This window comes from Tissierella sp. P1 (genome assembly GCF_002266425.1).
In the GTDB taxonomy this organism is placed as follows: Bacteria; Bacillota; Clostridia; order Tissierellales; family Tissierellaceae; genus Tissierella; species Tissierella carlieri.
On the sequence record NZ_NPMN01000003.1, the window covers coordinates 1 to 14571 of the forward strand.

General features: G+C 26.9%; 13 protein-coding genes. 10 read left to right on the plus strand and 3 right to left on the minus strand.

From position 1 onward, the window contains the following. Window positions 1-221: hypothetical protein (locus CIW83_RS22070; protein ID WP_158219990.1), on the plus strand; the 221-nt coding region annotated here is incomplete at its 5' end. A 773-nt stretch (window positions 222-994) separates the two neighbouring features. Here the strand turns inward: CIW83_RS22070 and CIW83_RS02670 are convergent. The 3 genes from CIW83_RS02670 to CIW83_RS02680 form a co-directional block, all read right to left on the minus strand. After that, window positions 995-1576: a hypothetical protein gene (locus CIW83_RS02670; RefSeq protein ID WP_094899191.1), complete on the minus strand. Its 582-nt coding sequence runs from the start codon at window positions 1574-1576 to the stop codon at window positions 995-997. A gap of 744 nt (window positions 1577-2320) precedes the next feature. Next, on the minus strand, window positions 2321-4045 hold the full coding sequence (locus tag CIW83_RS02675) for a S41 family peptidase (RefSeq protein WP_094899193.1): 1725 nt from the start codon (window positions 4043-4045) through the stop codon (window positions 2321-2323). A gap of 13 nt (window positions 4046-4058) precedes the next feature. Beyond that, window positions 4059-4643, minus strand: a complete 585-nt coding sequence (locus CIW83_RS02680) for a lanthionine synthetase LanC family protein (protein WP_094899194.1) — start codon at window positions 4641-4643, stop codon at window positions 4059-4061. A gap of 286 nt (window positions 4644-4929) precedes the next feature. Here CIW83_RS02680 and CIW83_RS02690 point away from each other — a divergent pair, with 286 nt between their 5' ends. The 9 genes from CIW83_RS02690 to CIW83_RS24165 all read left to right on the plus strand — a co-directional run bounded on the left by CIW83_RS02690 (window position 4930) and on the right by CIW83_RS24165 (window position 14446). Next, a complete protein-coding gene (locus CIW83_RS02690; protein ID WP_158219991.1) occupies window positions 4930-5514 on the plus strand; it encodes a site-specific integrase in 585 nt (194 codons plus the stop codon). Window positions 5515-6236: 722 nt separating this feature from the next. After that, the gene (locus CIW83_RS02695) at window positions 6237-7352 is read left to right on the plus strand and encodes a hypothetical protein (protein WP_094899199.1); all 1116 of its coding nucleotides are present in this window, start codon (window positions 6237-6239) and stop codon (window positions 7350-7352) included. Window positions 7353-7812: 460 nt separating this feature from the next. After that, entirely contained in the window at window positions 7813-8496 is a 684-nt protein-coding gene (locus tag CIW83_RS22575) for an AAA family ATPase (RefSeq protein ID WP_201259642.1), read from the plus strand. 1 nt (window position 8497) lies between these two features. Further along, the gene (locus CIW83_RS22580; RefSeq protein ID WP_201259652.1) at window positions 8498-9580 is read left to right on the plus strand and encodes a TOPRIM nucleotidyl transferase/hydrolase domain-containing protein; all 1083 of its coding nucleotides are present in this window, start codon (window positions 8498-8500) and stop codon (window positions 9578-9580) included. After that, window positions 9567-11597 carry a UvrD-helicase domain-containing protein gene (locus CIW83_RS02705; RefSeq protein ID WP_094899201.1) on the plus strand — a complete coding sequence of 677 codons (2031 nt, stop codon included), beginning with the start codon at window positions 9567-9569 and terminating at the stop codon, window positions 11595-11597. Before CIW83_RS22580 ends, CIW83_RS02705 begins: the two co-directional genes overlap by 14 nt. A 256-nt stretch (window positions 11598-11853) precedes the next feature. Further along, window positions 11854-12318 carry a hypothetical protein gene (locus CIW83_RS02710; RefSeq protein ID WP_094899202.1) on the plus strand — a complete coding sequence of 155 codons (465 nt, stop codon included), beginning with the start codon at window positions 11854-11856 and terminating at the stop codon, window positions 12316-12318. 202 nt (window positions 12319-12520) lie between these two features. Further along, window positions 12521-13312 carry a ParA family protein gene (locus CIW83_RS02715; RefSeq protein WP_094899204.1) on the plus strand — a complete coding sequence of 264 codons (792 nt, stop codon included), beginning with the start codon at window positions 12521-12523 and terminating at the stop codon, window positions 13310-13312. Next, window positions 13306-14328 carry a ParB N-terminal domain-containing protein gene (locus CIW83_RS02720; protein ID WP_094899205.1) on the plus strand — a complete coding sequence of 341 codons (1023 nt, stop codon included), beginning with the start codon at window positions 13306-13308 and terminating at the stop codon, window positions 14326-14328. Before CIW83_RS02715 ends, CIW83_RS02720 begins: the two co-directional genes overlap by 7 nt. Further along, entirely contained in the window at window positions 14315-14446 is a 132-nt protein-coding gene (locus CIW83_RS24165) for a hypothetical protein (protein WP_255374254.1), read from the plus strand. The genes CIW83_RS02720 and CIW83_RS24165 overlap by 14 nt, the downstream gene beginning before the upstream one ends. The last annotated feature ends 125 nt before the right edge of the window (window positions 14447-14571 follow it).

Sequence of the window (14571 nt, forward strand, 5' to 3'; positions counted from 1 at the left end):
TATCAAACAGTGGTGAGATAGATAATTCTAATTCTATTTACAGATATTTAAATCAAATTAAACTACGATATAAAGGTGTAAGAGATATAGACATGTGGGTCATAAAGAAAGTAATAAAAATATATGATATCCCATTATATACCATTAATAACGGTCAAGTTGTTGTAGATAAAGATTTATTTGATGATGCAATAAAAAAGTATTATGAAGGAGAAATGTAATAGTTTTTGGATATTGAAAATAAAAAAGGATAAGTATATTATCAGATATCCCTTTTGAAAAGTTTATAGTTCTTTTAAATAGCATATATGAAATATGTTTTCTCTTTGATTCCTTTGATGGTAATAAGTGTATATAGGCAGAGGTGAAGGGTGAGGAATTGTACTAGTATGAGGAACTATATTTTTGTTTTTGTGGTTGAGTCTAATTCTTATAAATATAAAAAATCTCCAGGATATTATTCTTTCCTGAAGATTTTTTATAAGAATTTAATAAACGAAGAAAATATTAAAAATCAATTAGATATCCGTCTTAATGTCTTACTTCTAGATAAAACATTAAGTTTTAAAACGATCTTATATTATAGCCTAAAATAGTATATTTAATAAGAAGATAAGTTAAACTTGATAAATATCCATTTATAAATGTAATTTAACTTTTAAGATTGTCATTTACAAACAAATAAATTGCTAATGCCACTAAAGCATATATAAATATATTTGTTGGTAGCAAAGGTATTTCGAAACCTAAATTCTTACTATCTCTATAGATTTTTAAAAAACGTTCAGCAGTATAGATTATACTCGCTAACAAAAATGAAATAATTCCATATTTTTTATTATTCATTTTTTATTACCATCTTATATTTATTAATTATCTCTTTACACCAACGGGATATTCAACTTTTTTAGGTTTATGTGCCAAAACATCAACATTTTTATCAAATACTTCTTCGGTTTGGAAGCCCCAATTTCCTACTTTTACTTGATATACGTCAATTTTTTTTTAGAACAACCTTGTATTTATCAAATCCTACTGCAAGATAGTAATCACAAACATTAAATCCTTTATTTAACAAAGAATCATGGAATGTATAAGTTTCAGATTGTTGGACAGTAACAGTTAATGAGCCTTGTGCATTTAGTCCAAATGATTTATTTACAGCTTCTTTTTGGTTACTGTCAACTGAACCTTCAAAACTGACTGATCCAGAAGTTTCGACTGTTTTTGTTGTTGTAAAAGTTTTTCCTAAAGGAACAGAACAAATAAATTTATCATTTATTTTTGATTTAGAGTTATGTTGTATTATTTGGCTATAATCATATCTATAAAGTGAATATAAATAAGTTCTATCGCCACTCATTACACTTTTTGAATTTAGTTTTTCTTCATCAAAAAATTTAACTTCTGCCGTTGTGTCAATTGGCGTTAAATATTCAATTATTGTATTTCCTTCCGCATCAACTGACTCTATACGCGTTGTTCGTTGGTTAGACGTTGGCGGGGCAGCAAATGCATAAAGAGATGAAGAAAATAGTATTACAATAATCATAGTTATAACCGAAAATTTTTTCATAAATAGATACCTCCATTTTAATTTTATAGTATTAGGAACATAACTACTTACTTGATTCTAAACTCCACCTCCTTTATCTAGATATTAACCTAAAAATTCTCATAAATATGTCTCTCTAAGTTGTAAATAATTTTATTTAAACCTAATATAACATAAATGGAATGAAAATTTAGGATAAAGACATATATCATTATTTGACTTTAGAAGCTTACAAGTACTATAGCATAAATGAAATGTCGAAGTTCGCTGAATTGTGAAATGAATATGTTAAAGTTTTGAAATATATTTAAAACCGAAAATTGCTACTGCAACTTCAAATAAACTCTAAACATCTTCCACTTTTAAGGATGGAAACTATATATTATACTATTTTTTTATTAGAAACCTTTAGATAAGCGGGTTTCAAATTTGGTTCGATAAAAAAATATGTAGATAAATAAATTTACATTTTAATATCCTTCTAAATAAGAAAAAGACCCATGAAGGTCTTTTTCTATCATTCAGCTTGAATTTGCTTAATCAATGAGAAAATATAATGTTACCTAAAAAATTATTATAAATATCACATTTTAAATAAAAACCATTTACAAGTGGAAATTTCATATTTTAATTCAAATATTTTCTGAATGTCATTTATACTAGACTCACACCTATATAGTATCATTCTATTTCCAGTAATCTTTTTTTCTTCTCTGAATAATATTTTTTATTATCTATTGAAATTATTACATATATTATAAGCAATTATTTATTTTCCAAAATATATTTAATTGCTTCTTCTATATACTCATCTCTACCTTCTCTTACTCCTTCTATAGTTTTTTCCATATCGATATCTGGACTAAGCCCTATTCTTTGAGTCTGTTTACCTTCAGCTGTATATACTCCAATAGCTGAAAAAGATATTGCATTTCCACAAGGAAGTTGTATGAAACTTATATCTCCATTTGCTCCAATAGAATTTTCTCCCATAACAGTTACGTTAGAAGCTTCTCTAAGACTTAAAACAGAAGGTTCACCTGCACTTTGGGTAGTTTCACTCATCAATATTACTATAGGATTTTCATATATAAGTTCTGTAGAAAATTCTGTAAACTTTTCTGTATTTATAAATACACCTGGAACTGCTCTTGATGGAATACTGAAACTAGCATATGATATTCTTTTATCAAATAAATATTCTTGTAAAAAAGCAAAATTACTCTTAGGATATTGTCGTAAATCAATAATTATACCATCAGTATTTTTAAAGTCTTTCATAATCATATCTACTTCATCAAATTTTAATTTAGATGGATTTATAAGTCCAATATTATTTTCTAAAATTTTATAATCTTCTTCTATATTGTTGTAATTATATAAATTAAAAGGCATTCCTTTAAGCTCATATTCTATTTTATCATTATCTCTTAGCACAGTTATATTCATTATTTTTTCATGAGATATTAAAATCATGCTACCCATTGGGTTTAATGTTTTTTCATTATTTGGAATAGATATATATTTCTTTAGATATTCTATAACATCTTCTATTTTTTTACCATTTATTTCTATAGGTATATCACCAACTAATAAAGGACATGTATCTTTATATTCATTCTCAATTCTTTCAACTACATATTTCCCCTCAGCTTTTGTTAAATATACTGGAGCTATATATTTACCAAATTCAATCTCATAGAATTCAAACACATCTTCTAATTGAGTACCTGAAAAAAAAGTATGTCCATCATGAAGTTTTGTTGAAAGTGAAGCAAGAGTCTGATTATAGCTATGTTTATCTATTCCACTTAACATAATCTCTATATATTCTTCTAATATTAAATTCCAGTCATCATCTAAGATATCTAAATAGGGATAATAATATTCTATAGCATTCCAAAATCTAAAAAGGCTTAATAAACGGTATCTACTATCACTATAATCCATATCTTTATAAATTTTTTCATTTGCAAAAAAGGTTGATAGAACTTTTTCAAATAATACAGGAGCTTTACTTCTATTTAATTCTGGAATTTCCCTTATTTGTAACAGTGCCTCTGAAAGGGAATCTCCTAAATATGATTTATCTTTAATCCAATTTGTATCAGCTTGTACTATTTTATCTTCTTCTTTTGCTATTTCCCATTCTATGAATTTTCCTTGATAATTTCCATAGTCTATTTCTCCAAGACCTATAAACCAACCATAGAGTATATTATTAACTTCTTTTTCATTTTTAGATTCTTCAATTATAGGGATTAAATTAAGTAGTTCTTCGTCCAAATCTTTCTCACCTAATAAAAAAGCAGGATGACTATATTTAACATAGCCCCATACTTTGCAAAGTTTTTTGAGATTATAAACTTTTAAATCATCTTTGTTTTTATCTCGAAAAATTGTATCTCTAAATATAAATAGAGAAGTGATTATAATCAAGATAAGTATAATACATATAAATATTATATTTTTACTTTTTTTATTTATCATAAAAAACTCCTTTTTAACATTTAATTATAGCTATTAAAATTCGACTTTCGTTGCCATTTGGAATACCTGTTAATATAAAATAGATTGTTTGTAATATACCTGTATATCCAACAAGATAGTCATATTTATTAATTTCATCACCAGTATCTACTTTATAGTTTTTATTATGATGTAAGTTATAGCTTTCTATTGTATATTCAATTAATTCTAAAGTTTTATTCCAAAAAATTGGATTTTTGGTGTCTTTATACACTTCATTCATAATGGCTGCTGTATCAGCAAAACCATGACATAGAATCGGGGATGTTAACATATAATCTGATATATTCATCTGTGCAATTTTAGGCATCTCATCAACAGTAAACCTTTCAATTTTTTTATTTAATATTGCTAATGAAGAAATATATAAAGAGCGTAAAATACCTACTGAATCGTAACACCAACTCATACGACATTCACCTATTTCACTCAGTTGTATATTTTTCATTTTTCTATAATTCTCAAAAGATATTCTACTAGGCCAATATATTATATCATTAACATGATATGATGCCTTCAAATATTCTTCAATTATACCACTAATTAAACATCTTTTCATGTTATCAATATATTTCCTTAGTCTAAAGTAGCCAATTCATCTAAAAATTCAGTATTTCTTTTTGCATATTCCTAATTTTATAGAGCTCTATTAATTTCTTTAATTCTTCCTTGCTTTTAGGAGGCAGTTTATCTATTTCTTTAGAAATATCATTAGACGTAGGAAAGCTCTCCTCAGTTTCATGTATAGAGAATGTTGTAGGATCTGTAACACCAGTCTCTAAAAGATAATCAGCTGTGACCTTAAATTCAAGGGTAAAACTTATGATATAGGGCAATTAAAGAAATTGATTGAAGTATCTAAAGGTGAACCAATTAATATTGCCATTATGTTAGCTTCGGGATTGGGATTAAGACGTGGGGAAGTATGTGGATTAAAATGGACACACATTGACTTCAAAACAGGGATTGTAAAAATTGAAAACACTAGGACGGCTAATCAAGGTGTAGAAGTAGAAAAAGAGGCTAAAACAGAGAAAAGTAACAGGATTTTACCAATGCCGAGCTATTTAAAGGTATATCTTCAGGAGCTGCAAAAGCATCAGCAAAAAATGAAACTAATATGTGGGCAAGGTTATGAGAATAATGGCTATGTATGTAGTTGGGATGATGGTAGACCAGTAAGACCAGATTATATATCTCAAAGGTTTAAAGATGTTTTAGATAGTAATAACTTACCATCAATTAGATTTCATGATTTGCGACATACTAATGCTACATTATTATTAGAGAAGAATGTCAATATAAAATGGTTAAGTGATTGGTTAGGGCATAGTACAATAAATACAACAGCAGATATATATGCTCATGTAACTCATAAAATAAAAGAGGAAGTTGCAAATAAAATGGATGAAGTTTTTTCTATATATTAAGTGGATTTATAAGAAATAGAGGCAAGTCACTAAAACGTCACTAAAACAGTAAATTAACATCAAGTCATAAAAAATGAGTTTAGAAGATTTCTTCTAAACCCATTTATCAACTGTGGTGCCGGTGGCGGACTCGAACCGGCACGGTGTCGCCACCGGTGGATTTTGAGTACAATGTTAGATATACCTTATCGCTTTATACAATTCTTTATGATTTGATTACAACCTTTGGATTTTAGAGGTTTTAAATGCGTTTTGTTAGGGATAATTAGATAGGTATTGATGACGCTATACGGTAGTTTTTTAAGGGAAGTCACTAGATTGTCACTATGGATATTTAAGAGTTCAAATAGGTTTATTATACAATACATTATCCATGGTAGATATACACGTTGGGGAAGTTGATAGATGGAAATATTATAGTAATGAATAAAGAAATACATGTATAGTGTATAGATATTCTGAAAGATGTTGGGAGTCTTCTTAGTAAGAAAGGGAATTAAGTTTACTCATCTTTTTTATGTTGTAAATATTTACTGAAAAAAGAAGGAATTTGGAAACTTATGTAGAATATATATTTAGAATAATTAAAGAAAAATATTATCAAATGACAATTCTTGAATACCAGGAAGAGTAAAAAGATTTCCTGAATATAGAGGTTGGGAATACAATAGTTAGGTGATATTGTTAACTTAAAATATCAATATAAAAGGAGAACTGTATAGATGTTTGAAGATTTTGATGATATCACGAAGATGATGAATCTTAGTGATTTCGATGACGAAGAAACTAGTATAATGGAAGCAAATAATATTGAGTTTAAAAAAACGTTGGGGAAATTAATGGGACTCAGTAGAAAAGAGGCTAAAAGTGATTCATGCTTTTATTGTGGCAAGAAAGTGAATAGTTTTTGTAACTCCCATTCTATACCAGCAATGTTTCTGAGGAATATCGCAATAAATGGTGACCTTTACAATAACAATATTATGATCAAACTTCCATTAATTGATGACGAAACAGGTGTCAACAAAACAGGAACATTTCATATACTCTGTAGAGAATGTGATAGTATAATCTTTAGGGACTATGAAAATCCTAAAAACTATAATAGTACTCCTACTAGCAAAATGTTAGCACAAATTGCTATGAAGAATTTTTTAAGAGGTATAAGCAAAAGAAAACTGGAAATTGCGCTTTATAATAATATGGCTAGTGAATTAGGTTTGCCAAAGGAATTTTATGAACAACAGCAGATGGTAAATGAACTAGACTTAAAGGAGAACATTGAAGGTTTCAAAAGGGCTAAAAAGATAAATGAAAAGGGATGGGATAACGAGTATTATCTGATTTATCATAAAAAGTTATCATATGTTGTTCCTTTGGCTTTTCAAAGTCAATTGGCGTTACAGTTTGATTTAGAAGGAAATCTCATTAATGATATATACTATGACTCCTCAAAATATAAGATACAGTCAATGCATCTTTGTGTTTTTCCAGAAGAAAATTCTAGTACAATCATTATGTTTATTGATTCAAAAGATAGAAGATATCGATCATTCTACAAGCAGTTCAATAAACTAAGCGAAGATGATAAGCTGTCAGTTATAAATTACATGATATTTAGCTTGTCTGAGGATGTATATCTCAATAAAGAAATAAACGATATAATTTTAAATGACAACAATTTAAGAGAAGTAGCTGGGAAGACGCAGCATATTTTTTCAATATCACCTATTAAAGATCCAAATGCTATAGCATACGATAATTTAAGTTTTTCACAAAGACATAGGATTCCTAATTTTCTATTAGAAGAATATAAAGTGGACTTGACAAGTGAATAAGTGAACGATAATAACACCGCTTAACATGTCATTTCCCAAAATGTCCATGAGTTATACGAAATGAAGAATTAATTATATTAGGATTAAATGTAAAAATATAGAATAGAAGAGTTAAAAGAGAGGAGATCAAATCAACCCCATGGCAGTGTACCCTCGTTGGAGAAGTTGATGGATGGAAAAACTATAGTGACGAATCATACGGTGAATGATAAGGGTGGACAAGCATAGTATATAGACACTATGAAAAATTGATACTGGATTTATTTATAAGATAAGTAATTAAATTTACTTGTCTTTTTTATTTTGTAAATAATTACTGGAAAAAGAAGGAAATTGGAAATTTATGTAGAATTATATAGTTGAAATAATAAATATTTGGAAAAATATAGTGCATTAACAATATTTTTACGAAAGTTAAGTAAAGCTAGTAGTTAATATTGAAAAATAAGGGGAGAAAAAAATGTACTTATATAACTTAAAGCTATGGAACTTTAGAAAATATGGATCTGAAGGAGATATAGATTTAAATCAACCTAATTTAGATGTGTGTTTTAATAAAGGATTAAATCTTTTGACAGGTGAAAATGATTCTGGCAAGACTGCAATCATTGATGCAATAAAATTAGTATTAAAAACATCAAGTTATGATTGGATTTATACTTCACACTCTGATTTTTATAATAAATCAGACAATTTGAGAATTGAAATATTGTTTAGAGGTATGACAGAGAATGAAGCAAAGAATTTTGTGGAATTTCTCAGTAAAAGAGAAATAAATGGGGAAGTTGAAGAAACTCTTAATGTTATATTTACAGCACAAAGGAAAAATGGAAAAATTTTTACATCAGATATTAAAGCGGGAAGCGATAGAATTGGAAAAGTACTTCCAGCAGAAGCAAGGGAGTTGCTAAAGATTACTTATTTAAAACCTTTGAGAGATGTACAATCTGAGTTAATACCTAAGAGAAATTCAAGATTATCACAAATTTTTCAAGGTCATGATGCATTCAAGTCTGCGGAATCTCACGTTTTAGTACAGATATATAAAGAGTTTAATGACTCAATAAAATATTACTTTGAAGGTAAAGACAATACTGGGGAAGGAGAATTGAAGGATCAAAATGGTAAAATAATTAAAAGATAATATTGATAGTACTATAAGGGATTTCTTTAATAATGACAGCATATCAAGTATAGAAACAACAAATGCAGAAATTAAAGGAATTCTAGAAAGTTTAAAGTTATCAATTCATAATATTGATAATCCAGGATTAGGTTCATTGAATAGATTGTTTATAGCATCTGAATTAATACATTTAAATAAAAATAACTGGAGTGGACTTAGATTAGGATTAATAGAAGAGATAGAAGCACATCTTCATCCTCAAGTGCAGTTAAAGGTAATAAAAAGTTTACTTAAGCAAAAAGATGCTCAGTTAATATTAACAACACATAGTCCTAATCTTGCATCTAAAGTGCCTCTTAAGAATCAAATTATATGTAGAAATAATTCAGCTTATTCTCTCTCAGAAGAATATACAAACTTAGATTCGGAAAACTATGTTTTCTTAGAAAAATTTTTAGATGTAACGAAGTCAAATTTATTCTTTGCAAAAGGTTTAATATTAGTTGAGGGATGGTCAGAAGAACTTATTATACCAGTTATAGCAGATAAGCTTGGGTATAATCTTATAGATAAAGAGGTATCTATTATTAATGTAGGAAATCTGGGTTTTTCTAATTATTATAAAATTTTTTCAAGAAAAGATAAGAAGGATATGGGAATAAATATTTCAATTATTACAGACTGTGATGTGCCTAAATATAAAGAAGAATTTGAGAACTCTGAGAAAATATATAGAAAAGTAGATGAAACGAAATATAAAGCACAGTGCAAAGATATTGTTAAGCAAAAGACTAATAGTTATGGAGATGTTGTAAAAGCGTTTATTGCAGAAGAATGGACTTTAGAATGGTGTTTGATGAAATCAAAAGTAATAGGAGATACTTTTAAGAAAGTAGTAGAAGAAATTCACAATAAAAGTAACTGGGACAATTTTGAAGAAGAACTAGCTAGAAAGCTTCTTATGAAAACGCTTAATAAGTCTGAAATAGCATATAAATTAGCACAAAAAATACTAGAAGATAATACTCTACAATTTTCAGAATTAAATAATGATGAAACTATGAGTCATATAGTAGGAGCGATAGAATATGCATGCAAATAAAATAATTGTTACTGATGATGATATTAAATTTACAGAAAATATATTGTTAGATAAAGGACAAAAATTTGATGAATCAAGACGCAAATATATAAGAGACTTTGATACATTAGATTTAATGGCTGTTCCGGGAAGCGGTAAGACAACACTACTTTTAGCTAAATTATTAATTTTAGAAAGAAATCTGCCATTTTCTGATAATAGTGGTATATTGGTACTTTCACATACAAATACAGCTGTTGAAGAAATAAAGGATAAAATAAAGTTATTTAGTCATAGATTGTTTAATTACCCTAATTTCGTAGGTACGATTCAGAGCTTTGTAAATAAATATTTAGCTCTACCATATTATGAAGATATATATATAAAAAAGATACAGAGTATTGATGAGAAAAAATATTATGAAGCTATTGAAAAGTATTACAATAATATCAAAAATTATACATTTAAAAGTTGGCTAATAAATCAATATGATCCCATTGAAAAACTTAAAAAAATTAGACTAAATGAAAATGATAGTTTAATAAACTACGTAAATGGAAAAGAGGAAGAATTCCAATTAAAAGATAAAAAATCTAATAGTTATATAGAATTACAAAAAATGAAGAAAGATTTATTAAAGCTTGGAATTTTACACTATGATGATGCATACTATCTTGCTTCAAGATATATTAATAAAAATCCACTAATAATAAATATTATACAAAATAGATTTAGATATGTTTTTGTTGATGAAATGCAAGATATGGATATTCATCAGAATAACCTATTAGAAAAGATATTTTATAACTATGAAAAAGAAATATCATCATTACAAAGACTTGGTGATATTAATCAAGCAATATATAGCAATGAAATTCATACTGATAATATATGGAAAAACAAAAAAAGCATGCATATAATTAACGGAAGTAACAGATTAACTAAATTAAATGCAGAATTAGCTTCAAGATTTTCTATAGATAATAATCAAATAAATGGATTAAATAATATAAATAAGAACTATAAACCTATTTTGTTAGTATATGATAAGAATAAAGTAAGATGCTATGTTATACAAGCTTTTTCAAGATACGTAACTGAACTGTTTAGAAAAGATTATACTACTAATAGTATAGTATATAAGGTTGTTTCTTGGAGACGTTACCATGAACATGAAGACAAGATAACATTATCATCATATTGTCCTAATTATAGCTATATGGATCAAATTGATAATAATCATCATAATTCGGTTGGTATAATTACAGATTTTTATGAACTAACAAAAATTTTAACAAAGAAAATTATTGATAAATTAAATGAAGCAGGTATTAAGATAAATAATAACCATATAACTAAATTTGAACTAATTAATTATCTAAAAGATATTGATAATGGAGAATATGATAAGTATAAGCTATTTTTATATAAATCTATAAATTTACTATTTGCTAATAATTACGTTGAGTTTTATAAGCAATTTAATGCTTATTTAAAAGATTTAATTAAACTATTAACTAATAAAAATTATAGCATTGAATCAACTTTTATTGATGAAGAAGGTATTAAATTATATATAAAAAAAGATGCTAATGATAGAAAGTGTAGAATGTGTGATATTATGGGTGTTACTCCTATTATTACAACTGTTCATTCTGTTAAAGGTGAAACTCATGATGTAACATTATTTTTGGAATCATTTTACAACTCTAAATATGAAAGTGATATATTACATGAAGTAATATGTGGAAAAACTATTGGGGAAGTATTACAAGAAGATTATGATAAAATAAAACAGTTAAAACAAGAAATAGAAGATTTAAAGGATAGAGGAAAAACGAGGGGAATTAAGACGAGAGAAGATAAAATTAAGTCAATTGAATTAGCAATCAATTATAAAAAACAGTATTCAAAATTAGTTTATGTAGCATTGACACGTGCAAAAAGCATTATAGGATATGGAATAAGTAAGGATAAGTATAATGAATATTTAGAGGACAATATAAATAAGGGGGAGTGGGAGATAATTTTTGTTTAGAATAATAATATCTATACTATTTAATGAATATCTATGTTATCTTCATAAAAAATATTATTTAGCATTGATGGAACTAAAAATTTACTAACTATTTAAATAAGTTTATTTAAATAGAATACAAAAACAGGTATTAAATACGAGTGAAATAGTGTTTGCTATATTATTTGCTGTAGAAATATGTTCTATATATAAGTAAGAAAATTTATGGTATAAAAGAAAATTAAGTATATAAATAATAGAACAGGGTGATGTTAAAATGGAATATATATATATTATAGTAAATTTTATAATTTCAATAATTGTAGCTGTAGTAACTGCAAAAATAGCAATTAAAGATTTTTACAGGCAAGAAATATGGCTGAGAAAAGAAAGTAAATATAGTGAAATTATTGGTAACCTTAGTATACTACAGAAATACTATGGAGATATGTTTGATGAATTTGTTGGAGAATCTGAATCAATAGTAGATGATGATTTAATTAAAAAAAAGTATAATACTTCACTACGAGAACTAGAACTTGTTACTTTTTCTAATGGATTTATGTTAAATCCAAAAGTATCAGATATTTTAAGTCAGCTATTTTACTCTGCTAGAAACAAAACTGAAAACGAAAGAATGGGAGATTTTGTATCATATATTGATAGAATGTATGGTGAGATAAGAGATAGCAAAGAAAAGATAATAGAAATTGCCAAAAAGGATTTAAAAGTAAAGAATTAAATTTTTGGATTAGAATAAGAAACAGTACGAATTTAATAATATATAATAAGACTTTAATAAACTATTCTAGATATATATAAAGTATTGCGTGACATAATTTAGCACTATAAGTTTATATATAATAAATATCTTCATAAAAGGAGTCCAATAAAATGGACTCTTTTTTAAAAATCTGCAAATAAATATTTAAGGAGGAATTATAATGTCAAAAACAACTGCAATAATAAACCAAAAGGGCGGAGTTGGAAAAACAACTACTGCCCTTAATTTATCTTATGTACTATCAGAAAATAGAGAGAAAGTACTACTTATAGACTTTGATCCACAGGCAAGTTTAACGGCTGCACTAGGATACAATGCAGATAATAAAATAAACATACAAACATTAATGGCAGCAGCAATAGAAGAAAATGAATTAGAAGAAGATTATATTATAAACATAAAAGATAACTTAGACTTAATTCCTTGTTCTCTAGAGTTGGCAGGAATAGAAATGTCTTTAGTAAATGTAATGAGTAGAGAGATGGTATTAAAATCAGTAATTGAAAACATTGAAGATAATTATGACCATATTATAATAGATTGCTCTCCTAGCCTTGGTATGCTAACTATAAACGCATTAGCAGCATGCAATAGCATAATTATACCAGTAACCCCTGAGTACCTCTCTGCGAAGGGACTAGGACTTTTAATAAATAACATAAGTAAAATAAGAAAAAAAATTAACCCTAATTTAACGGTAGATGGAATACTAATTACCATGATAAATGAAAGGACTCATTTATCTAAAGAAATGACTAGAGTATTAAATGAATCAGTAGATTCCATTAAGAATAAGTTTAATCTGGATATGAAAGTATTTCAAAGTAAGATACCTATATCAGTAAAAGTAGGTGAAGCAATAATGAATAGAAAATCTATTATAGAATATAATCCAAAGAATAAAGTATCAGAATCATATAAAGATTTTGCAAGGGAGTGGAGAGAATGGTAAAAGGGATTATAAATGTAAATGACATATTAGGAATTACTGATGATGACTTAGAAGAAAATCAACCTAAAAAAACAGGAATCACAGAAATAGAGCTATCCAAACTTATTCCTTTTAAAAATCATCCATTTAAATTATATGAAGGTGAAAGATTAAATGATATGGTTGATAGTATAAAAGAACATGGTGTGATAACTCCACTCATAGTTAGACCATTGGAAGATAATAAATATGAAATATTATCAGGACATAATAGAGCAAATTCTGCAAAGATAGCTGGACTTGAAAAAATACCAGTAGTTATTAAAGAATATCTAACTGATGAAGAAGCAATGTTAATAGTCACAGAAACCAATTTAATACAAAGAGCATTTTCAGAACTAACTCATTCTGAGAAGGCTAGAGTATTAACTGAAAGACATAAAGCAATTAAGCAGCAAGGCAGAAGAATTGATTTGATAAATGAAATTGAAGGCCTGTCTAAATCTGATGATTTAGAGGAAAACTTAACTTCTCGCAGAATCAGCGAAAAGTTGAACAGTGATATAAGAATAGGTGAAAGTTATAGCCTATCTCCAAGAACAGTATCTGATTATTTAAGAATAGATACATTAATATATGATTTAAAAGCTAGATTAGACAACAATGAAATTCCTTTTACATCAGGAGTAGACTTATCTTTTTTAAAAGAAGATGAGCAAGAAATAGTTGAATTTATACTAGATGATCATAAATTCAAAGTAGAACTGAAAAAATCTGAAATTCTAAAGACTTTATCTAAAGGAAGAAATTTCAACTATGATAAAGCCTATGAAGTTCTATCTGGTAAATATTTTGATAAACCAAAAGGAAGTAAAAAGCCTAAATTTACACCAAAATTCACTAAGAATATAGTTCAGAAATATGTTACGGAAAATCGTACTATAAGTGAAGTTGAAAAAATTATAGAAGAACTTCTTGAAGATTATTTCTCACAAAATCATGAAATTGAAGAGGGAGAAGAGTTTGAGATGGAATAAAGTATTGATAATTAATATGATGATTATAATAGAAAGTAGTTTGATCATTTATAAAAATAATGAACATGAAGAAGAAAGTGAAAATGAATTAGAAGATGATTGGGAATTAGAACCATAGTTAAAACTAGCAATAGAAGTATCTATAGCTAGTTTTTTAATTGTATAAATAACATAAAAGGGAAGTATAAAAGAAAACTTCTTTAATATTTCCCTTTTTCTATTTAAGAACATTTGGAGGTGTTT